Raw genomic sequence first — 21,309 nt, forward strand, 5'->3', positions numbered from 1 at the left:
ATAAGGCCTCACCCCTCCGCATCCCCCGTCGCCACCGGCGCGTCCGCCGCGCCGGCGTCTCCCTCCCCCTCGTCCGGCGCCTCGGGCAGCGGGGTCGGCCGTTCGATGCGGGCGCGGATCTCCGGGTCCTTCAGCAGCGCCACGCGCACCACCTCGCGGGCCCGGGGCGCGGCGGCGCTGGAGCCGAACTGGCCGCCGTGCTCGATGATCACCGACAGGGCGTAGCGCGGATCGTCATAGGGCGCGAAGGCGATGAACAGGTTGTGGTCCTTCAGCTTCCAGGCGACGCCCTGGTTGCTGCGCGAGGCCCCGGCCGCGTACCGGCGCACCTGGGCGGTGCCGGTCTTGCCGGCCATCTTGACGTCGCCCAGGCCCAGCTGGCTCTGCTTGAAGGCCCCGCCGGTCGGGTCGTTGGCCACCGCCGCCATGCCGGCCCGCACGATCTCCAGGTGCGCCTGGCTGAACGGCAGGTCGGGCACGGCGTCGCCGTGCGGCTGCTCGACCCCGCCGACCGACTTGACCAGGCGCGGATTGAGCGCCTTGCGGCCGTTGGCCAGCCGGGCGGCCATCACCGCCAGCTGCAGGGCGTTGACGTTGATATAGCCCTGGCCGATGCCGTACGGCACGCTGTCGCCCGGATGCCAGACCGGGTCGCGCTTGAAGGCGGTCTTCTTCCACTCGCGCGAGCCGACCAGCCCCTTCTTCTGGCCCGGAATGCCGATGTCGAAGGTCCCGCCATAGCCGAAGGCCTTGGCCGCCGCCGCGATCGGGTCGGGACCGATCCGCAGGGCCATCTGGTAGAAATAGACGTCGCAGCTATTCTTGATCGCGGCGTGCATGTCCTGCATCCCGTGGCCGCCCTTCTTGTGGCAGTGCCAGACCCGGCCGCCGAACGCCCAGCCGCCGGTGCACAGCACCCGCTCGGTCGGGTCCACCCCCGCCGTCAGGGCCGCCATGGCCACGGTCGGCTTGAAGGTCGAGCCGGGCGGATAGGCGCCGTTCAGCACCTTGTCCAGCAGAGGCTTGCGCTCGTACTGGGCCAGGGCCTTGTACTCCGGACCGGACAGCCCCTTGACGAAGCGGTTGGCGTCGAAGCTGGGGGCCGAGGCCATGGCCAGCAGGTCGCCGCTACGGCAGTCCATCACCACGATCGCCCCGCTCTCGTCGCCCATCACCTCCAGGGCCCGGTTCTGGATGTCGGCGTCCAGGGTCAGGCGGATGTCCGCGCCGGGCTTGGCCGGAATGTCGCCCTCCGGGTCCAGGCGCACCGTGCGGCCCTGGGCGTCGACCTCGGCCTTGTTGGCCCCCGCATGGCCGCGCAGGGCCGTGTCGAAGGCCTTCTCGACCCCCAGCTTGCCGATCCGGAAGCCCGGATGGTGCAGCAGGGCCTGGTCCTGAGTCGGGTCGTCCTTGGCCTTGTCGAGATCCCGGTCCGAGACCTTGGCGACGTAGCCGATCACGTGGGCGAAGGCCCCGCCGAACGGATAGACCCGCACCTCGCCCATGTCGGCCGTCACCCCCGGCAGCTCGGGCGCGCGGATGTTGACGCGGGAGAACTCCTCCCAGGTCATGTCCTCCATCACCGCCACCGGAGCCTTCTTCGGGGCGTGGGCCAGATCCTTGAGCAGCCGCGCGCGGCGGGCCGCGTCGATCGGGACCAGCAGGGCCAGCTCGTCCAGGGTCGCGGGGGCGTCGAAGCCCGTGTCCTTGGTCACCAGCAGGCGGAAGTTGGGACGGTTGGAGGCCAGGACCACGCCGTTGCGGTCGTAGATCGCCCCGCGCGGCGGCGGCGTCAGGCGGTAGTTGAACTGGTTGCCGGCCGAAAGTTTCTGGTAGCGCTGGGCCTCGACCAGCTGCAGCTGGGCCAGCCGTCCGCCCAGGGCCAGCAGGCCGGTCGCCGCCAGGCCGCCCATCAGGAACGCGCGGCGGTGGAACATGCCCTGCCGCTCGTTCACCTCGGAGAAGAAGATCGCCGGCTCGCTCATCGCGCCGCCCCGCCGGCAGGCAGGACGACGGGCTCAAGCAACGTCGCTCGACAGCGCGACGGCGTCGCGGCGGCCAGGAGAATCATGATGGTGGGGTGGCCGCAGGCTAGGGTTGATCCACCCTCAGAGTGGACCTGCCCGCGTCGCCGTCAATGGCCCGGCCTGGGCGCGACGGACAACATTTGCGTGAACGCCCCGCCTACCGGGAAACCAACCGGGGACAGGCCCTCAGGCCTGTCCCCGGCAACTCAGGTTCCGCCGCCGAGCTGCAGGCCGATGCCCCAGCCCTTCACCAGGCCGATGATCAGCAGGACGATCATCGCCACCCCGGCCACGGAGACCAGGACGGTGACGAAGGTGATCGGCGAGATCAGGATCCACGGCAGCACGGCCACGGCCGCGGCCACGAGAAAACCCAGGATGTACAGGAAGATACGCATGAAACGCCCTTTCCTTGTTGTCCGGGGACCCTGACACAGAAATGGGCGTTTCACAACTTTCGTGAGAGATTTACAAAAACTCTCCAAATTGGACACCATCACGGACGCCCGCCGCCGCGATCTCGGCGGTGATCCCCAGGGCCACGGAGGACCTGGCCCGCGAAGGCGATCGTCGTCAGATCCTCCAGGAACGGCCCGATGAACTGGACGCCGATCGGCAGGCCTTCCCGGGTGCGGCCGATCGGGGCGGCGGTGGCCGGCAGGTGCGGCATGCCGGCGATCAGCGGCCAGGCGGTCTGCGGCCGGAAGGGAACTTCGGCGCCATTGACCCGCAACGTCCGGTTCGCCCCCGGCCAGGGGTTGGACTCAGGGAACGGCGCAAAGGCCGCCGTGGCGTAGCAGGGCGCGATCACCAGGTCGAAGGACCGGAAAGAACACGTCCCAGACCCGCCGCAGCACCTCCTGGGCGACCAGGCAGTCGTGATAGTCCTTGATCGTCGCCCGGGGCTCCGGCGCGCCGGGGCTCATGCCGGACCTGTAGGCCCAGGCGAATTTCTCGACCAGCGCCTGGGAGTCGGCCAGGGACGGCAGCAGTTCGCTGTGGCGGGACACCGAGGCCCCGGCCCTCTCCAGCATCGCGGCCAGGTCGTCGATGGCGGCGACGATCTCGTCATCGACCGCCGCGGTCGGGCGCCAGGTCAGGACGAAGACCCGATAGTCCGCAAGCCGACCGCGCCGAGGGGCCGGCAAGGCCAGATGGTAGGCGGTGGCGTCGCGTCCTTCCGGCCAGGTCCAGGGCGCTGACGGACCGGGCGCGAACGGCGGCGGCGAACTGCGTCGCGCTCGCCGTGGCGAGCGGGGTGTTCGATTGCGGCATGGGGTGGGGCCCTTTTCGGTTCAAGGGCTCCGAAAGCTACGCATAAAACGGCGTTCGCCAAGACTTGAACTCAACTCATTCGGCCCCAAATCCGAAGTGCGGAAGAACGGCCGAACGTCGGTCCCAAATCGCGCCCAAAGCGCGTCGAGAAACTTCTTCCCATCGCTCACGACGCGTTTCCCCAACAAAAACAACGCCGCAAATCCACTTATCCTCCACCTCTCACGCCGCCGTATGATCAAACCACCTCAAGGCGATGGGGAGGGCGCTAAGGCCTGCGACCTTCGCGGCCTTGGGGGGCGGTCGAGCGGGCGCGCTCGTCGGCGGCGGTCTCGTCAGGGGCCGCCAAACCTCATCCATCTGGTGCCGGCCGGGCCTGGAACACAGATACGGCGTTGGATGAGGGCCGAGGGTGCGACAGGCCTGCGGTGACGCAGGCGTTCCGGGACCGGGCGACGCAAGCCCGGCCCGCCCGTCGGGGGCTAAGACTGGCGAGGTCCCAACAGGGCCGATCGCCGGACGCTCCCGGATAACGATCGCGCGGAGCGTCGGTCCTGGTCGAAACGGTATTTCTACAAAAGCTTCCGGGCCTGGCCCGGCGCTCCGCAGCCCTCCCCGAACTTCAGCGGCCCGCCGCGTGAGGCGGCCAGGCCGTGTCCCCCGTCGCCACCGAGCGAGAGACCCCGATGCCCAGATCCCGGCCCCGCCGCCTCGCCTCTGCCCGCCAACTTGCCGGAACCGAGTGGACGGCGGAGCGCCTTGGCCACCTGCGCCGCAAGATCCTCAAGCGGCCGGTCGCCTTCCGCCAGAGTCTCGAGTTCAAGCGAGTGCTCGAAAGCGAGCAGCAAAAAGCCCCCGGCCTTTCGACCGGGGGCTCTCAGCATTCGACCGACGAGGTCGGACTGAAGGGGACTAGCGGATGACCCGCGCGCCCTTGCCCTTCATCACGGCCTCGACCTCCGCCTGGCGCACCATCGAGGTGTCGCCCGGCGTGGTCATGGCCAGGGCGCCGTGAGCCGCGCCGTACTCGACGGCGGCCTGGGGGCCCTTGCCTTCCATGAAGCCGAAGGCCAGGCCCGAGGCGAAGCCGTCACCGCCGCCGACGCGGTCGTAGATCTCGAGGTTCTCGCGCATCATCGAGGCGTAGAACTCGCCGCCGGCGTAGAGGATCGCCGACCAGTCGTTGACCGAGGCGGTCTTGGCGTTGCGCAGGGTGGTGGCGGCGACCTTGAAGTTCGGGAACGCCTTCACGGCCGTCTGGATCATCTTCTTGAAGTTGGCCGGATCGATCGCGCTGATGTGCTCGTCCAGGCCCTCGACCTCGAAGCCCAGGCAGGCGGTGAAGTCTTCTTCGTTGCCGATCATCACGTCGACGTACTGGGCGATGTGGCGGTTGACCTTCTGGGCGCCTTCCTTGCCGCCCTGCGACTTCCACAAGCTAGCGCGGTAGTTCAGGTCGTAGGAGATCACCGTGCCGTACTTGCGCGCCACTTCGACCGCCTCGATCACGGCTTCGGCGGTGTTGCTGGCCAGGGCCGCGAAGATCCCGCCGGTGTGGAACCAGCGCACGCCTTCCTCGCCAAACAGCTTTTCCCAGTTCACTTCACCGGGGCGGATCTGCGAGGCGGCCGAGTGACCACGGTCACTACAGCCGAGTGCGGGACGCACGCCGAAGCCCTTTTCGGTGAAGTTCAGGCCGACGCGAGTGTTGCGGCCCAGGCCGTCGAAGTCGCGCCAGATGACGTGGGAGGTGTCGACGCCGCCCTGCATCATCAGATCCTCGACCAGCCAGCCCAGGTCGTTCACCGGCAGGGCGGTGACCGCGGTCGAGCGCTTGCCCCAGCACTTCTTGAAGGCGCGGGCGACGTTGTACTCGCCGCCGCCTTCCCAGACGTTGAACTGGCGGGCGTTGCGAACCCGGCCGAAGCCGGGGTCGAAGCGCAGCATCACTTCCCCGAAGGACGCGCAGTCCCACTTGGTTTCCGAAGCCGGGCGGATGTTGAGGATGTTGTCGGTCATTGGTGTCTCTTAGGCCTTCCCACGAACCTTCTTGATCAGGTCTACCGTCTCGCGGACCTTCCGGGAGATGCCCGCATAGTCCTTGGCGTCCAGCAGCTCCGGCGTGATCAGCTTGGAGCCCATGCCGGCCGCGACGATGCCCGCGCCGAACCACTTCTTGACCGAGGCCTCGTCCGGATCGACGCCGCCCGTCGGCATGATCCGGGTCCAGGGCATCGGGCCCAGCACCGCCTTGACGAAGTCCGGGCCGCCGACCGACGAGCCGGGGAACACCTTGACGATCTCGCAGCCCAGTTCCTCGGCGTAGGAGATTTCCGAGGCCGAACCGCAGCCCGGCGAATACGGGATCTTGCGACGGTTGCAGACCTTGGCGACATCGGCGTTGAGGATCGGACCGACCACGAACTTGGCGCCGTTGGCGATGTAGATGCCGGCGGTCGGGGCGTCGACGATCGAGCCCACGCCCATGATCACGCGCGGGTCGGCCTGGTCGAAGTAGCGGGTGACTTCGTAGAAGACGTGGCTGGCGAAGTCGCCGCGGTTGGTGAACTCGATGCAGGGCGCGCCGCCGTCGGCGCAGGCCTGGATCACGTTCTTACAGACCTCGACGTCCGGGTGATAGAAAACGGGGATGACGCCCTGGTCCATCAGCGCCGTCAGAACGGCCATGCGGTCTTTCACCATCAGTACTGCTCCTCAAAGGATCGATCTTGCGTGCGGCCCGGCTGGCGGGCCTCGGCGTGGAAGATTTCGCCGCGTTCGGCGCTGGGCGACCGTTTAGACCGCGTCGCGGGCGGACGCCACACCGGAGGGCTCCCCCAACGTCAATTCGTCTCCTGCCTGCTCGCCTGTCCGTCGTCCTTCGTTTCCGTCCGCGCGCGCCCGGCGATTTCCCGATCGTTCGCGGCGCGGTCGAGCTCTCAAAATAAAGGGCGCCGGACCGGGGCCCGACGCCCGAAAGTTTTGCGCAGGAGCGAACTCAAAAAAGAGCCGCGGACGCCCCGGACCGGGTAGGCCGGCCCAAAACGTCAGGTGAAACCGGGGCAGACTGGCCAGGCCACTTTGCCACCGGTGTCATTCAGGAATCTACTCCGAAGCGACGCCTTGCGCAAGCGGCGTCAAAACGCTGTTTTCATTTTGACGCCGGTGATGAAATTGAGCCCTCACCCCGTGTTGCGCAGTCCCGCCGCGATGCCGGCCACGGTCAGCTGGATGGCCAGCCGCACGTTCTCGTCCTGGTCGCCGGACCGGCGGCGGGCCAACAGTTCGAGCTGCAGGTGGTTCAGCGGATCGACCGACAGCCCGGCCAGGGCCACCGACTCCGCCAGCTCCGACTGGTTGTCCAGCAGGGCCGAGCCGCCACGGATCGCCAGGGCGATCTGGCGTGCGCTGTCGTGCTCGCGCTGGATCGTGTCGAAGATCCGCTGTGCGTCGGCCTTGTTCGGCGACAGGTCCCGGTACCGGGCGGCGATGCCCATGTGGCTCTGGGCCAGGGCCAGCTCCATGTTCGACAGCAGCGAGGCGAAGAAGTCGAAGCCGCCGGCCAGGTCCTGCAGCTGGCCGGTCGACAGCCCTGCCCGCTCGACCCCGGAGGCGAAGCCGTACCAGCCGGGCAGCATGAAGCGGGCCTGCGACCAGCTGAACACCCAGGGGATGGCCCGCAGGTCCTCGATCTTGCGACTGGCGGTGCGGCTGGCCGGGCGGCTGCCGATGTTCAGCCCGACGATCTCGCCGATCGGCGTGGCCGACCAGAAGAAGTCCTCGAAGGCCGGGTCGTCGTACACCAGGGCCCGGAAGCCGTGGAACGAGGCCTGCGCCAAGTCGGTCATGGCGGCCTCGACCTTGGGGTCGGGGCGATGAGCCTCGCGCTCGCTGGCCATCAGCACCGCGGCGGCCAGGCCGTCGAGGTTGCGGCGGGCGGTGGGCTGGTCGCCGAACCGGCGGGCGATCATCTCGCCCTGCTCGGTCATGCGGATGCGGCCCTGGACGGTGCCGGCCGGCTGGGCCAGCACGGCCTCGGCGGCCGGTCCCCCGCCCCGCCCGACACTGCCGCCCCGGCCGTGGAACAGCTGCAGGCCCACGCCCATCCGCTCGGCCTCGAACGCCAGGGCCGAGGCGCCGCGGGCCACGCCCCGGCGGCTGGCCACGTAGCCACCGTCCTTGTTGCTGTCGGAATAGCCGAGCATGATCTCCTGCACCGGCCGGTCGCCCAGGATGGTGCGGCTGAGCGGCAGCTCCAGCCACTGGCGCAGCACGCGGGGGCCGTTCTCCAGGTCGCCGATGGTCTCGAACAGCGGGCTGATCTTGACCGAGGCGCGCGGCGCCGCCCCGCCCCAGACCAGGCCGACCTGCTTGAGCAGGACCAGGGGCTCCAGGATGTCCGACAGGGTCGCCGACTTGGAAATCACATAGGCGCCAATACAGCCGTGGCCATAGTCGCGGACCATCTGGGCGGCGGCCTCCATGGTCGCCAGCTCCTTGGTCGTCTCCTCGCCATAGGCGGTGAACGGCGAGACCAGGGGCCGCTGGTGCGACAGCTCGCCGATCAGCAGCCTGGACCGGGCCTCCTCGTCGAGGTCCAGATACTTCACACCGGTGCCGGCCCGCTGGAACAGCTCGTGCAGCGTCCGCTCGTGAACGTCGGCGTTCTGGCGCAGGTCCAGGCTCATCAGGTGGAAGCCGCAGGCCTGGGCCACCTCGACCAGGGTGCGCAGGGCCGAGCCCACCAGACGTTCGCCGCCGTTGCGCTCCAGGCTGTCGATGACGATCTTCAGGTCGGCGACGAAGGCGTCCGGATGGCCGTAGGGCTCTACGTCAGTGCGGGCGGTGGCGAAGGCCACCCACTGGTTGGTCAGCTTCTGGGACACCGCCGAGAGACGGTCGAAAATCAGCTCCAGCGCCAGGCGATAGGGCTCGTCCAGGCGGTGGACCGACGGGTCCCGGGTCTGGGCGGCCAGGGCCAGCAGTTCCTCCGACACCGGCGTGTAGGCGGTGGAGACCGCCAGGTTGGACCACAGCTTGCGGACCTCGCCGGCGTACCAATCCAGGATCACTCGGGCCTGCGAGGCGAAGGCCAGCTTCAGGGTCTCGCCGTTGACGCCGGGGTGGCCGTCGCGGTCGCCGCCCAGCCACGAGCCCATCTTCAGCAGCGGCGCCATCTGGCCGTGCTGACCGATCTGCTGGGACCAGTCGGCATAGAGGTCGATGACCGCCGGCAGAATCGAGGTGCGGACGATCGACAGGGCGTTGCGGATCTCGTCCTTCACGGTGATCCGCTCTGGGCGATAGAGCCGGGTGCGCCACATCAGGGCGATCTCGCGGAACAGGCGCTCGCGGATATCGGCGTCCAGGTCCGGCGGCAGGTGATGTCGGCGCAGGGCCATCAGCCGCGAGATCTCGGTCTCGCGGTCGACCATGCTGCGGCGGCGCACCTCGGTCGGGTGAGCGGTCAGCACCGGCACCACGTTCATGGCGGCGAAGGCCTTGGTCAGCTCGGCCGGGGACTTGCCCTCGGCCACCAGCGCCTTGACGGCATCGACCAGGGTGCGGGGCCGCTGGTCGCCGGGCTTGGCGTCGCCCTCGGCGTGGCGGCGGCGACCGGCGACATCCTCGCCGATATTGGCCAGCATCGAGTGGCTGGCCAGGGCCCGGGCCAGGAAGATGGCCTGGTCGCTGGAGAGGTCGGCGAACAGGTGATCCAGGCGCGGGGCCTCGCCGTCCAGCGTCTCCTGCGAGGCGGCGCTGCGAGCCGTGGCCACCAGCTTGGCGGCGTCCTCGCCGTCCAGGTAGGCGATGGCCTCGTTCAGCAGGTCGCTGAGCAGGTTGGCGTTCTGTCGCACGTGGCGGCTGGTGGGGCGATCACCGTCGAGGGACAGGGGCATGCGCGAAGCTCCGCGACCGCCGCGGAGTCGCGGCGGTTCATCAGGAAGGAAACGTACGAAGCGCCGGCCGGCCCCGAACTCCCGTTTGAAGCCCTTGCTGACGCAGCGGCGCCCTTACCGCGCTTTGCCGACCGCGAAAAGGCGGCCGGCGCAATGGTTACGGTACCAAATTTGCTATTGCGCAGATTTCTGCCTCTAGCGCGCCAGCCAGCCCCCATCGACGGGCAAGGTAATGCCCTGGACGTAGTCGGCGGCCTGGGAGGCCAGGAACACGGCGGCCCCGCCCAGGTCGCCCGGCTGGCCCCAGCGGCCGGCCGGGATGCGGGCCAGGATCGAGGCGTTGCGGTCGGCGTCGTTGCGCAGGGCCTCGGTATTGTTGGTGTCGAAATAGCCGGGCGCGATGGCGTTGACGTTGATGCCCTTGGACGCCCACTCGTTGGCCAGGATCTTGGTCAGGCCCGCCAGACCGCTCTTGCTGGCCGTGTAGGACGGCACGCGGATGCCGCCCTGGAACGACAGCAGGCTGGCGATGTTGATGATCTTGCCGATGCTGGCGGCGTCGCCGCCTTGCTTGAGGACCTGCCTGGCGAAGGCCTGGGTCAGGAAGAACACGACCTTCAGGTTGGTGTCCATCACCGCGTCCCAGTCGGCCTCGGAGAATTCGATGCTGTCGGCGCGGCGGATGATGCCGGCGTTGTTGACCAGGATATCGACCTTGCCGAAGGCGGCGACGGTCTCGTCGACGACGCGCTGCACCGGCTCGATCGAACCGAAGTCGGCCTTGATCGACAGGAACTTGCGGCCCGTGGCTTCCACAAGGCCCTGCGTCTCGGTCGGAGCGCTGCGGCCGGCGGCGGCGATGTCCGCGCCCGCTTCGGCCAAGGCGACGGCCACGGCCTGGCCAAGGCCGGTATTGGCGCCGGTGACGAGGGCGACCTTGCCTTCGAGGCTGAACGGATTGGCCATGGTGCGTGCTTCCTGATCCTGAATCTTGTCACCCCGGACGGCCTCAAAGGCCGATTTTGGACCGCCACGAACGCATGGGCTCGCGGCGGTCCCTGTTCGTCACTTCGCTGCGGCCGGGGTGACGGCCACAAGGAAGCCGGGCGGTCCCCGCCCCTATTTCAGCTGGCAGATGTCCAGCACGTTCATGTCGGTATAGTCGAGGTTCTCCCCGCCCATCGCCCAGATGAAGGTGTAGTTGGCGGTGCCGGAGCCCATGTGGATCGACCACGGCGGGCTCATCACGGCCTCTTCGTTGGCGATCACGATGTGACGCATCTCGTCCGGCTCGCCCATGTAGTGGAAGACCCGGTCGTTCTCGCCAAGGCCGAAGTAGAAATAGGCTTCCGAGCGACGGTCGTGCAGGTGGGGCGGCATGGTGTTCCAGACGCTGCCCGGCTTGAGCACGGTCATGCCCAGCAGCAGCTGGGCCGACTTGCAGGTGGTCGGCACGATGTACTGATAAATCGTGCGCTCATTGGAGGTTTCCAGCGCGCCTTTTTCCAGCGGGATGGCGTCGGCGAAGGCCAGCTTCTTGGTCTCGAACGCCGCGTGGGCCGGCAGGCTGACCAGATAGAAACGGGCAGGCTTCGACGCATCGGCGCTTTCAAAGACGACCTCCTTGGCGCCCATGGTGACATACAGGCCATCACGCGGAACGATGTCGTAGACGACGCCGTCGACGGTGATCTTCCCGGTGCTGTCGCCGACATTGACCACGCCCAGTTCGCGACGTTCCAGGAACGGGTGGCCGGCGGCGGAGGCGGGCTCGGTCTGGTCGGGCAGCTTGACGGCCGAGGTCGCCACCACGCCGCCGACGACGAAACGTTCGGCATGATTGTAGGTCAGGACGATCTGCCCGTCCTGGAACAGGCCGTCCATCAGGTAGCGATCGCGCAGGTCGTCATTGCTGACCGCGAACATCATGTCCGGGTGGGTGGCGTGGTAGGTCTTGGCGAACATCAGGAGACTCCGGAAAATCTATTCGGCGGCGTGTTTGATCGGCTGAACAGGCCGGGCCCAGCTAGGACGCTGGTCGAGCTTGTAGGCCTTCTTGGGCAGGTTGTACGTCAGGTCGACGATCAGCTCGGCGGCTTCCACCTCGTCCACGCGATGTTCGGCGACCATGCGCGCCAGGAAGGCGCTGTCGACGCGACGGGCCACGTCATGGCGGGCCGGGATCGACAGGAATGCCCGCGTGTCGTCGTTGAAGCCGACGGTGTTGTAGAAGCCGGCGGTCTCGGTGACCTGCTCGCGGAACCGCATCATGCCCTCGGGACTGTCATGGAACCACCAGGACGGGCCCAGCTTCAGCACCGGGTAGTGGCCCGCCAGCGGAGCCAATTCGCGGCTGTAGACGGTCTCGTCCAGGGTGAACAGGATGATCGACAGGCTCGGATCGTTGCCGAACTTGGTCAGCAGCGGCTTGAGCGCCTCGACATACTCGGTGCGCATCGGGATGTCGGCGCCCTTGTCGCGGCCGTGCGACGCCAGAAGACTGACATTGTGGTTGCGGTGCGAACCGGGGTGAATCTGCATGACCAGCCCGTCGTCCAGGCTCATCCTGGCCATCTCGGTCAGCATCTGGGCTCGGAACAGCTCGGCCTTGGCCGGGGTGACCTCGCCCTTCAGCAGGCTCTGGAACAGCGCCTCGGCCTCGGCTTCGGAAAGGTCGGCGGTGGCGGCGGTCGGATGGCCGTGGTCGGACGAGGTCGCGCCGGCCGCGATGAAGGCCTGGCGACGGACACGATGGCCTTCCAGATAGCCCCTCCAGGTCGTGACGTCCTGGCCGGAGACCTCGGCGAAGCGCTCGAAGGACCGGCCGAAGCGCTCGTCCTCGAAGTCGATCACCGAGTCGGGGCGATAGGCGGTGACCACGTGGCCGCCCCAGCCGCTGTCACGGATGGTCTGATGATGTTCGAGCCGATCCTGCGGTCCCTCGGTGGTGGCCAGGGTCTCGATGTTGAAGCGATCGAACAGGGCGCGGGGGCGGAAGGCGTCGGTGGCCAGGGCCTCGTTGATGGTGTCGAAATAGAGGTCCGAGGTCTCGGCGCTCAGGAACACCTTCAGGCCGAACACCTGGCTAAACACGTGGTTGAGCCACAGCCACGAGGGCGTGCCGCGGAACAGGTGGAAGTTGCTGGCCAACAGCCGCCAGGCCTCGCGCGGATCGGTGTCGGGAACACCGGCCTTGGACCGCACCTTCAGGGCGTCCAGGCTGACGCCCTGGCTGTAGAGCATGCGGAACAGGTAGTGGTCGGGCGCCAGCAGCAGGTCGGTGGCGTCTTCGAACGGGGCGTTGGTCGCAAACCACGCCGGATCGGTGTGGCCGTGCGGGCTGATGATCGGCAGGTTCTTGACTTGGCCGTACAGCGCCCGGGCGATGCCCCGCGTGCGTTCGTCGGCCGGAAACAGGCGGTCGTCGGAAAATACCAGGGGCCGGGTCATGGCGCTTCTTACTCCCTACTCCGCCGACGGCTTTCATGGGCCGTTTTCGACGCGCTTGGTAACCGGTGTCATGGCGCCATGCAAGCCAAAGCGCCGTCGCTTCTACCCCGTCGCCGGGGCGCCCGACGACTCCCGAACGACCAGATAAGGAATCGTGCTGTTGGGGTCACGCTTTTCGCGGCCGGCGGCTCCGATCAGCTTCTCGGCCGCGATCCGTCCGACTTCGCGGGTGGGAACATGGATCGTGGTCAGCGGCGGCCAGACGGCCTGAGCGATCTGGAAGTCGTCGAAGCCAACCACGGTCACGTCCGCCGGCACCTGCAGCCCGGCCCGACGCACGGCCTGCAGCACGCCGGCGGCCATTTCGTCGTTGCCGGCGAAAATCGCCGTGGGCCGCGGTGTCTTGGCCAGCAGTTGCTCGCCGCAGACCAGTCCGGATTCGAAGGTGTAGGCGCCCTGGACCACATAATCAGGCTTCAGCTGCAGCCCGGCCTTGTTCAGCGCATCCTCGAAGCCCCCTCGCCGCTCATGCGAGGACCGGAAGCTGGGCAGGCCACTGATGAAACCGATCTCGCGATGGCCCAGCTCGACCAGGTAGGCGCCCATGGCCTCGCTGCCCAGGCGATCGTGGCCGACGATCATGTGCTCGGGCTTGTCCAGCTCGACAGAGGCGATGCGGATATATTCGCAGCCGATCTCGCGCAGCAACTTGGCGACCCGCTCGTCCTCCGACACCGAGGGCGGCAGCACCACGCCAAACAGCTTCTGGCGCTCGACGAAGGTGCGGATGTCCTGCAGGAAGGTCGAACTGGCGCGGTCGCACGGATGCACCACCAGCTCGAAGCCCGACCCGCGTATGCCATCCAGCAGGCCCAGCTGCATGTTGACGACATATTGCGGGTTGGGGTTGTCGTAGATCATGCCAATCAGGAACGAGCGGCGAAACGCCAGGCCTCGGGCCTGGGGATCGGGCGCGTAACCCCACTCCGCGATCACCGCCTCGATGCGTTCGCGGGTCTCGTCGCGTACGAAGGGCGACTGGTTGATCACCCGGGAAACGGTCTTCTTCGACACGCCGGCCAAGCGCGCGATGTCGTTGATGGTCGCGCGCTTGCGGCCGCCTTCGAGACCGGCCTCGAAGCCAGCATCGATTTCCACGCCGTCGGCGTCCGGCGAAGGGGTCTTGGACGAGGTCAAAGCGTTTCCATGCGGCGATCGATGTTCTGTTTTGTCATACCCTACCGGCGACGGCGTCGCTACAAATGCACCGCCGGACGCAATTGCCCTATGGCGACACCGGTTACCGCACCGTACAGACGAGAAGGGCAGCACGAAAAATTCCAATGGCCAAGGCTTTGATAGGCGAACCCTCCACCCTTTCCTTCGAATCGATCCATGGCGTCGATCCGCGCGACCACGTGGCGACGGCGCTACGCGACCTGCTCGCCGGGGAGGCGCTGGACTTGCACGGCCAGACGATTGTCGCCCGCGTCGATATCCCCAAGGGCCATAAGATCGCGGTGCGCGCGGTGGGCCAGGGCGAGGACGTCCTGAAGTATGGTTGGCCAATCGGCCGCGCGACGGCGGACATCGCGGTCGGTGACCACGTGCACGTCCACAATGTCGAGACCCGCCTGTCGGGCGTCGAGGATTTCGCCTACGCCGAAGTCCACCAGGAGCCGCATGCCCCGCCCCCGGCCGGAACCTTTCTCGGCTATCGCCGCAGGAACGGCCGGGTCGGCACCCGCAACGAGATCTGGGTGCTTTGCACCGTCGGCTGCGTCGCCAACACCGCCCGGCGCATCGCCGAAAAGGCCAACGCCCGCTTCGCCGGCCGGGTGGACGGAGTCTTTGCTTTCCCCCACCCGTTCGGTTGCTCGCAGCTGGGCGACGACCTGACCCACACCCGCAAGCTGATCGCGGGCCTGGCCGCCCACCCCAACGCCGGCGGCGTGCTGATCCTGGGCCTGGGCTGCGAAAACAACCAGTTGAAGGTCCTGCTGGATTCCGCACCGGGCCTGGATCCGGAACGCCTGCGTTCGTTCACGACCCAGATGGTCGAGGATGAACTGGAGGACGGACTGGACGCCGTGGAGGCCCTGGTCGCCATCGCCGAGCACGACCGCCGCGAGCCCGCGCCGCTGTCGGAGTTGGTGATCGGCCTGAAGTGCGGCGGCTCGGACGGCTTCTCCGGCGTCACCGCCAATCCCCTGGTCGGCCGCATCGCCGACAAGGTCTCCGACGCCGGCGGCACCCCGGTGCTGACCGAGATCCCCGAGGTGTTCGGCGCCGAGGGCGTGCTGCTGGCTCGCGCCGCGACTCGCGAGGTGTTCGACGAGGCGGTCGGGGTGATCGACGACTTCAAGCGCTACTTCATCGACAACCACCAGCCGATCTACGAGAATCCCTCGCCCGGCAACATCGCCGGCGGCATCACCACGCTCGAGGAAAAGTCCCTCGGCGCGGTGCAGAAGGGCGGCCGCGCGCCGCTGGTCGAGGTGCTGCGCTACGGCGAGCAGGTCGGCCCCCACGGCCTGACCCTGCTCGAAGCCCCCGGCAATGACGCCGTCTCGTCCACCGCCCTGACGGCGGCCGGAGCGACGGTGATCCTGTTCACCACGGGCCGCGGCACCCCGCTGGGTTTTCCGGCCCCGACCCTGAAGATCGCCTCGAACTCGGTCCTCGCCGCCCGCAAGCCGGGCTGGATCGACTTCGACGCCGGAGTCGTGCTGTCAGGCCAGACCATGGACGAGGCGGCCGACTCCCTGATGGATCTGGTGGTGGCCACGGCCTCGGGTCAGCCCACCAAGGCCGAACTGAACGGCGAACGTGAAATCGCCATCTGGAAACAAGGCGTTACCCTTTGACCGACACCCTCTCCCGCCCCCTGCGCCTGAACGCCGCCAGCTACACGGCCGCCGCGCCCGGCGTCGCCCTGCCCGCCTATGATCGCGACAAGGTCACGATCGGCGTCGTGCATTTCGGTCCTGGCGCGTTCCACCGCGCCCACCAGGCCTTCTATTTCGACCAGCTGCTGGCCCAGGATCCGCGCTGGGGCCTGTGCGCGGTGTCGCTGAAGAGCCCCGGCGTCCGAGACGCCCTGCAGCCGCAGGACGGTCTCTACTCCCTGGCCCAGCTGGATGCCGAGACCACCTTCCGCGTGGTCGGCTCAATCCTGGAGGTGCTGGTCGCGCCGGAGGATCCGCCGTCGGTCTTCGCCCGCCTAGCCGCGCCGGGCACCCGCATGGTCACCCTGACAGTGACCGAAAAGGGCTATTGCCTGACCGGCGACGGCAAGCTGGACACAAACCACCCCGACATCGTCCACGACCTGGCTCACCCGCGCGAGCCGCTCAGCGCGGTCGGCTACATCGTCGAGGGCCTGCGCCGCCGTCACCAGACGGGCCTGCCGCCCTACACCGTGGTGGCCTGCGACAACCTCGCCGACAACGGCTGGCGGCTGAAGGCGGCGGTCGTCGCCTTCGCCGAAAGCATCGACCCGGCTCTGGCCGCCTGGATCGAGACCGAAGGCCGCTTCCCGCGCACCATGGTCGACAGTATCACCCCCGCCACCGACGACGCCCTGCGCGCCCGGGTCGAGGCGGCCACCAGCCTGACCGACGCCTGGCCGATCCAACGCGAGGCCTTTACCCAGTGGGTGGTCGAGGATGTCTTGGGGCCGGACGCCCCGGACCTGGCCAGCGTCGGCGTCACCCTGACCGACGACGTGCGTGGTTTCGAGCGCGCCAAGTTGCGGCTGCTGAACGGCGTCCACTCGACCATCGCGTATGCCGGCCTGCTGAAGGGCCATGAGACGGTGTTCGAGGCGATCAGCGATCCGGAGCTGGCCAGGATCGCCGAGGACCTGATGGTCCAGGACATCATCCCGACCTTGACCGCGCCGCGCGGCCTGGACCTGACGGCCTACGCCCAGGCCATCCTCGGCCGGTTCCGCAATCCCGAGATCCGCCACCTGCTGAGCCAGATCGCCTGGGACGGCTCGCAGAAGCTGCCGTTCCGCATCCTCGGCACGGTCGCCGACGCCCTTGAGGCCGGCCGGCCGGTCGAACGCCTGGCCTTGCCGCTGGCCGCCTGGATGCACTTCGTCCGCCGCCGCGCCGCGGAAAGCGTCAAGATCGTCGATCCGCTGGCCGACCGCCTGGTCGAGACGGCGGCCGCCTGCACCGGCGACGCCAAGACCGACGTGGCCGCGTTCCTGAAACTGGAACCCGTGTTCAACCGCGACCTGACCGGTAACGCGACGTTCGTGGCGGCGCTGGAGAAGGCGTACGGCGAGCTGGCCTAGTCGTTCGACCGCGACACGCCCATACGCGTCGCGGTCGGCATTCCGCTACCGCGTCACGTCCTTGCCGGTGACCACCGGCAGCACGGTTCGCAACAGGATCACCAAGTCGAACCAGAACCCCTGGTGTCGCAGGTATTCGGCGTCCAGCGCCACCTTTTCCGGAATCGACACCTCGTCCCGGCCGTTGATCTGCGCCCAGCCGGTGACGCCGGGCCGCAGCGCCTCGACGCCGGCTTCCGTGCGCAGGGCCACCAGATCGTCCTGGTTGAACAGCGCCGGCCGGGGCCCGACCAGGCTCATGTCGCCGACCAGTACGCTCCACAGCTGCGGCAGCTCGTCCAGGCTTGTCCGGCGCAGGAAGGCGCCGGGCGGCGTCAGCCACCGGTCGGCGTCCTCCAGCAGGTGGGTGGCGACTTGCGGCGTATCGATCCGCATGGTGCGAAACTTGGGCATGGCGAACAGCACGTTGTTGCGCCCAACGCGATGGGACCAGTGCAAGGCCGGTCCCGGCGAGGTCAGGCGCACCACCGCCGCCAGGATCAGCAGCGGGACCGCCAGGAGCAACAGCGCCGCCCCGGACGCCGCCGCGTCGAACAGGCGCTTCACGTCAGGCCCATTCTCTTCAGGCCCATTCTCTTAGGCCAGGTCCCCGAAGGCGGCGTCCAGCAGCAGGTAGGCGCGGCCGGCGTCCGACAACAGCAGGGCCGCCACCAGGAAGCCTTCGCGATCCTGCTCGGAAGCCTCGTCCATCATACCGGCGTAGCGACGCAGGAAGCGTTCCGCCTCGGCCCGCAGCGGCGCGTCGGAGAACAGGCGACGGACCAGGCGGCGGATGGCGGCCGGGGCCAGCTTCTTGACCACCTCGCGCGCGCCGCTCTCGTCATGGGTCTGGATCGTGGCGGCGATTTCGTCGATGCGGGCGCGCGGCAGCAGCGCGGTCGGGTCGATGCCCATGGCCAGGATCTCGCCGGCCATCTTCTCGCCCAGGGCCGCGTCGCCCGGCGCGGCGCTTTCCAGGCCCGACAACAGGTTGCGCCAGGACAGGCCGCCCCCTTGGGCCTGCGGTTCGGCCCTGTCGCCGGGCGGCGGTACGGGCGCGGCCGTGCGGCCGCCGGCCGCGTCGAACACAGAGCGGAACTCATCATCCGTCGCGGTGGGCGTCAGGCGCAGGCGCGGACGCAGGCTGGGCTCCTCCGCGCTGGGCTCGTTGGCCGGCTTGGGAGCCGGCGTCGGCGCGGGCGGCGGCTGCGATGGCGCAGCCTGAACCTGACGGCTCAGCGGCGGCGGCGCGCGGGAGGGCGTCGCCGCGGAGGGGCCGGCGGGCGGGGCGGCGTTCATGCGCCCGACCGCCTCGCTGAGCATGTCGTAGTTGCGGCGGACCCGCTCCTGGAACGCCTGGTCGATGGCCGCCGTCTCCTCGGCGGTCCGCCGCGCCGCGTTCCGCAGGTCCTCGATGCCCTGCTCGATCTGGGCTCGGGCCTCGTTGGCGCGGGCCAGGGCCTCGGCCGGCAGGTCGGCAGTGCGACGGCCGACGTCGGCCAACATGGCCTCCATCTCGGCGATCGTGGCGCGGGCGGTCTCGACGCTCTCGGACAGCTTCTGGGCCGTGCGGGCCCCCGCCTGCTCGACCACCTGGGCCGACTGCTCGATCAGGTCGCGGGCCTCGTCCATGCGCGACTCGAATACCGTGTCAGCCTTCTGGCCGGCGGCGAAGGCGATCTCGTTGAGCTGATCGACGCGGACACGGGCCGCCTCGACTCGCTGTTCGACACTCTCGTTGGCCCTACGAGCCGTCTCGGCCATGGCGTTCATGGCCTGGGCCAGGGCGGCTTCCAGGTCGGCGCGCTGGCCGCCGGCGGCGCTGGCCAGGGCGGCGATGGCGCTGGAGGTCTCGGCCGCCAGAGCCTCGCGTTCAGCGCGAGCCGTCTCGGCAACCTCGCGCAGCTGCTGGGCCGCGGCGCCGATCAGGCCGCGCAGCACCTCCGCGCCCATGGCCGCCATGTCGCTCATCTCGGTGGCGCCGGCCCGGGTATGGCCGATGAATTCGGTCAGCTGGGCGGTGCGGGTCTCGGTCTCGGCGGCGAAGTCCTCCTGGTCGGTGCGCAGCGACTGGCTGGCGGCGACCAGAGCGGCGCGCTGGGCGGCCAGATTGCGTTCGACAGCGCTCATCTGGTCGCCGACACCCTGGCCGGCGGTTTCCAGGCGGGCGATCTGGCGCGACAGGTCCTCGGCCCCGACCCGCGCGGCGTCGGACGCCTCGGCGGCGGCGGCGGCCAGGTCCGCGGCGCGGGCGGCCAGGGCGGCTTCGGCCTCGCGAAGCTGGGTCTCGGCCAGGTCGGAGGCCTCGGCGACCATGCGCGCCTGGCTGCCGATGGCGTCGACCACCGCCGTGGACTGGGCGTCCAGCGTGGTGGACAGCGCATGCATGGCCTGGCGCTCGTGACCCAGGCCTTCGGACAGCTGCTGGACCATCCGCGCGGATTCGCTGGTGGTCTGGGCCAGGGCGAGGGTTTCCTCGGCCAGGGCCTCGCGCAGTTCCTGGACGCGCACGCGGGCCTGCTCGGCGGCGACCGTCGCGGCGTCGATCTGTTCCCGGATGCCGCCGACCACGCCCTCGACGCCGGCCGCGGCCAGGGCCGCCGGGCTGACCAGGCGGTCGGTCATGATCCGGGTGTGCTTCAGCTCGGCCGAGATCCCCATGGCCTGGCGCAGCATGTAGGCGCCCAGCAGGGTGAAGGCGGCCGGACCGACGGCCAGGGCGGCGAACACCATCAGGGCGAACTGGTCGACCTTCAGGGCCGGCACGCCGGCGCCATAGCCCAGCGCGAAGGTGATCGGCCCCAGCGTCCAGAGCGCCGCGGCGGCGACCGCCAAGCTCCAGAACAGCGGCGCGGGCATCGGCTTCTTGCCTTCGCGGGCCGTGGACAACGGCGTCACGGGCGGCGTTTCTCGCGGCTTGGAGACCGCCGCCTCGAACCGCTTGGGCGCGGCGGGCGGCTCGGGCTCGACCACCGGGGCCGGCGGCTGAGCGGCCTGGGTCGCCACGGGCGTCGTCAGGAACGAGGGCAGCGGGGCCAGGGGCTCGGCCTCGACGGGCGCGCTGCGGCGACCACGGGCCGGCGTGAACGGAGCGGGATCCGCCTCGGGTTCGGACGGCTTGAAGTTCGACTTGAGCGGCGGCGCCGGCTGGATCACCGCTTCGGGTTCGGGGGCCGCGAGATCGGCCGTCGGAGGGTCGACAGGTTCGAAGGTCTCGGCGACGGGCTGGGGCGCTGGCTTGGAGGCGCCGAAGAATCCGCGCTTGGCGCTGACGCGAGGGGCTTCAGGAATCGGCGCGGCCAAGGGTTCCGGCGCGGGCTCGGGCCCGAGATTCAGAGGGCCTCGGCCGAGAATCGGCGGGGGCGACGCATCCGGGACGGCGGCGATATCGAGATCAAGGTCCGGTTCGCTGACCGGCGCGTCCGGATCGGGCTGGACTTCCGCCTGCGCCGGACGGCCAGCCTCCTCGACCGGCGGCTCCATCGGAATGCCGGTGAAATCAAGCGGTTGGCGCTTCTTAGGCTTCATACGCAGCCATAGTCCCAGGGCGAAACGGCTTGGGGCCGGATGAACATCGCCGCGCGGACGCCCCTCTCGCGCGCAACGAATAAACCTAGCGGTGAAAAGCCCGCGCGCATAGCGGCTTCCACCGGATTTCCCATCCTGGACAGGGGTTCGCGCGGCGAAAGCCTAGGCGTTGATCTCGGCCGTATGCAGGCGGGGGCACCGCTCGACGGCCTGAACGGCCTGCTGACGCGGACTCCGGGCGATGACCCGCTCGGCCTTGGGCGGCGCCTTGGCCTGGTGCTCGACCGCCATGCCGAATTGGCACAGCGCCATCGACGAAAGCCAGAGCATGATCGCGGCGACGAATTCGGCCAGGGATGACATCGGGAAGCCCATTTTCCGATAGCGTCGTTATGCAATGCTTCGCAGGTCCGCGCGAATGAACTTTTGGTCATGAAACGGCGCCGCTCGCCACGCCGGGCGACGCAGGCGGCTCCATCGAAGCTCACAGCGCCTGCAGATTTCCCTGCCTTGCCGGTTGCCTCTCCGAGACCTAGGTCCACGCCCAGGATCACCGCCCCGCCATTGCGCTTTCGTGCGTTGGCGGAGCTTTCCATTTGCGGATACGCGTTTTGCCCCCTACCCCAGTCGCCTCGCTGTCGCACGACGCCTTTGCGGACCCATCCATGAGCGCCCCCGCGAGCGCCCCCGCCCTTTCCCCTGCTCGTCTGACGCATCTGCAGCGTCTTGAGGCGGAGAGCATCCACATTCTGCGTGAGGTGGCGGCCGAGTGCGAGAAGCCGGT

General features: G+C 68.8%; 16 protein-coding genes and 1 pseudogene. 3 read left to right on the forward strand and 14 right to left on the reverse strand.

The features are described 5' to 3' along the window. Positions 1-8: 8 nt before the first annotated feature. The 11 genes from mrdA to EV278_RS08810 form a co-directional block, all read right to left on the reverse strand. Entirely contained in the window at positions 9-1,985 is a 1,977-nt protein-coding gene (gene mrdA / locus EV278_RS08760) for a penicillin-binding protein 2 (protein ID WP_132089471.1), read from the reverse strand. 248 nt (positions 1,986-2,233) lie between these two features. Beyond that, positions 2,234-2,425 (reverse strand): hypothetical protein, encoded by a 192-nt coding sequence (locus EV278_RS08765; RefSeq protein ID WP_132089474.1) that lies wholly within the window; start codon positions 2,423-2,425, stop codon positions 2,234-2,236. Between the two features lie 98 nt (positions 2,426-2,523). Further along, positions 2,524-2,760 carry a hypothetical protein gene (locus EV278_RS08770; protein ID WP_347812820.1) on the reverse strand — a complete coding sequence of 79 codons (237 nt, stop codon included), beginning with the start codon at positions 2,758-2,760 and terminating at the stop codon, positions 2,524-2,526. Between the two features lie 31 nt (positions 2,761-2,791). Continuing rightward, positions 2,792-3,175, reverse strand: a complete 384-nt coding sequence (locus EV278_RS08775) for a hypothetical protein (protein WP_132089481.1) — start codon at positions 3,173-3,175, stop codon at positions 2,792-2,794. 1,039 nt (positions 3,176-4,214) lie between these two features. Beyond that, positions 4,215-5,321, reverse strand: a complete 1,107-nt coding sequence (locus EV278_RS08780) for a sugar kinase (protein ID WP_132089484.1) — start codon at positions 5,319-5,321, stop codon at positions 4,215-4,217. A gap of 9 nt (positions 5,322-5,330) precedes the next feature. Beyond that, positions 5,331-6,005: a bifunctional 4-hydroxy-2-oxoglutarate aldolase/2-dehydro-3-deoxy-phosphogluconate aldolase gene (locus EV278_RS08785; protein WP_132089487.1), complete on the reverse strand. Its 675-nt coding sequence runs from the start codon at positions 6,003-6,005 to the stop codon at positions 5,331-5,333. A 479-nt stretch (positions 6,006-6,484) separates the two neighbouring features. Further along, on the reverse strand, positions 6,485-9,202 hold the full coding sequence (ppc, locus tag EV278_RS08790) for a phosphoenolpyruvate carboxylase (protein WP_132089490.1): 2,718 nt from the start codon (positions 9,200-9,202) through the stop codon (positions 6,485-6,487). 195 nt (positions 9,203-9,397) lie between these two features. Beyond that, a complete protein-coding gene (gene kduD / locus EV278_RS08795; protein WP_132089493.1) occupies positions 9,398-10,168 on the reverse strand; it encodes a 2-dehydro-3-deoxy-D-gluconate 5-dehydrogenase KduD in 771 nt (256 codons plus the stop codon). Between the two features lie 153 nt (positions 10,169-10,321). Then, positions 10,322-11,167: a 5-dehydro-4-deoxy-D-glucuronate isomerase gene (kduI, locus tag EV278_RS08800; protein WP_132089496.1), complete on the reverse strand. Its 846-nt coding sequence runs from the start codon at positions 11,165-11,167 to the stop codon at positions 10,322-10,324. Between the two features lie 18 nt (positions 11,168-11,185). Then, positions 11,186-12,652, reverse strand: coding sequence for a glucuronate isomerase (gene uxaC / locus EV278_RS08805; RefSeq protein WP_132089499.1), 1,467 nt, complete (start codon positions 12,650-12,652; stop codon positions 11,186-11,188). Between the two features lie 102 nt (positions 12,653-12,754). Further along, on the reverse strand, positions 12,755-13,810 hold the full coding sequence (locus EV278_RS08810; protein ID WP_132089570.1) for a LacI family DNA-binding transcriptional regulator: 1,056 nt from the start codon (positions 13,808-13,810) through the stop codon (positions 12,755-12,757). Between the two features lie 185 nt (positions 13,811-13,995). Between EV278_RS08810 and EV278_RS08815 the strand changes: the two genes are divergently transcribed. After that, positions 13,996-15,519 carry an altronate dehydratase family protein gene (locus EV278_RS08815; RefSeq protein WP_132089502.1) on the forward strand — a complete coding sequence of 508 codons (1,524 nt, stop codon included), beginning with the start codon at positions 13,996-13,998 and terminating at the stop codon, positions 15,517-15,519. Continuing rightward, entirely contained in the window at positions 15,516-16,958 is a 1,443-nt protein-coding gene (locus EV278_RS08820) for a mannitol dehydrogenase family protein (RefSeq protein WP_165916571.1), read from the forward strand. The genes EV278_RS08815 and EV278_RS08820 overlap by 4 nt, the downstream gene beginning before the upstream one ends. Before the next feature lie 45 nt (positions 16,959-17,003). Here EV278_RS08820 and EV278_RS08825 read toward each other — a convergent pair whose 3' ends face one another. The 3 genes from EV278_RS08825 to EV278_RS08835 all read right to left on the reverse strand — a co-directional run bounded on the left by EV278_RS08825 (position 17,004) and on the right by EV278_RS08835 (position 20,888). Beyond that, entirely contained in the window at positions 17,004-17,564 is a 561-nt protein-coding gene (locus EV278_RS08825) for a sugar transferase (protein WP_132089504.1), read from the reverse strand. Positions 17,565-17,594: 30 nt separating this feature from the next. Continuing rightward, positions 17,595-20,525 carry a polar localization protein TipN gene (locus tag EV278_RS08830; RefSeq protein ID WP_132089507.1) on the reverse strand — a complete coding sequence of 977 codons (2,931 nt, stop codon included), beginning with the start codon at positions 20,523-20,525 and terminating at the stop codon, positions 17,595-17,597. A 162-nt stretch (positions 20,526-20,687) separates the two neighbouring features. Continuing rightward, a complete protein-coding gene (locus tag EV278_RS08835) occupies positions 20,688-20,888 on the reverse strand; it encodes a hypothetical protein (protein ID WP_132089510.1) in 201 nt (66 codons plus the stop codon). Between the two features lie 272 nt (positions 20,889-21,160). On the opposite strand from EV278_RS08835, the pseudogene EV278_RS08840 reads away from it, so the two are divergent. Then, a pseudogene (locus tag EV278_RS08840) lies at positions 21,161-21,309 on the forward strand (hypothetical protein); the annotation flags it as partial.

This window comes from Caulobacter sp. BK020 (genome assembly GCF_004342605.1).
GTDB lineage: Bacteria > Pseudomonadota > Alphaproteobacteria > Caulobacterales > Caulobacteraceae > Caulobacter.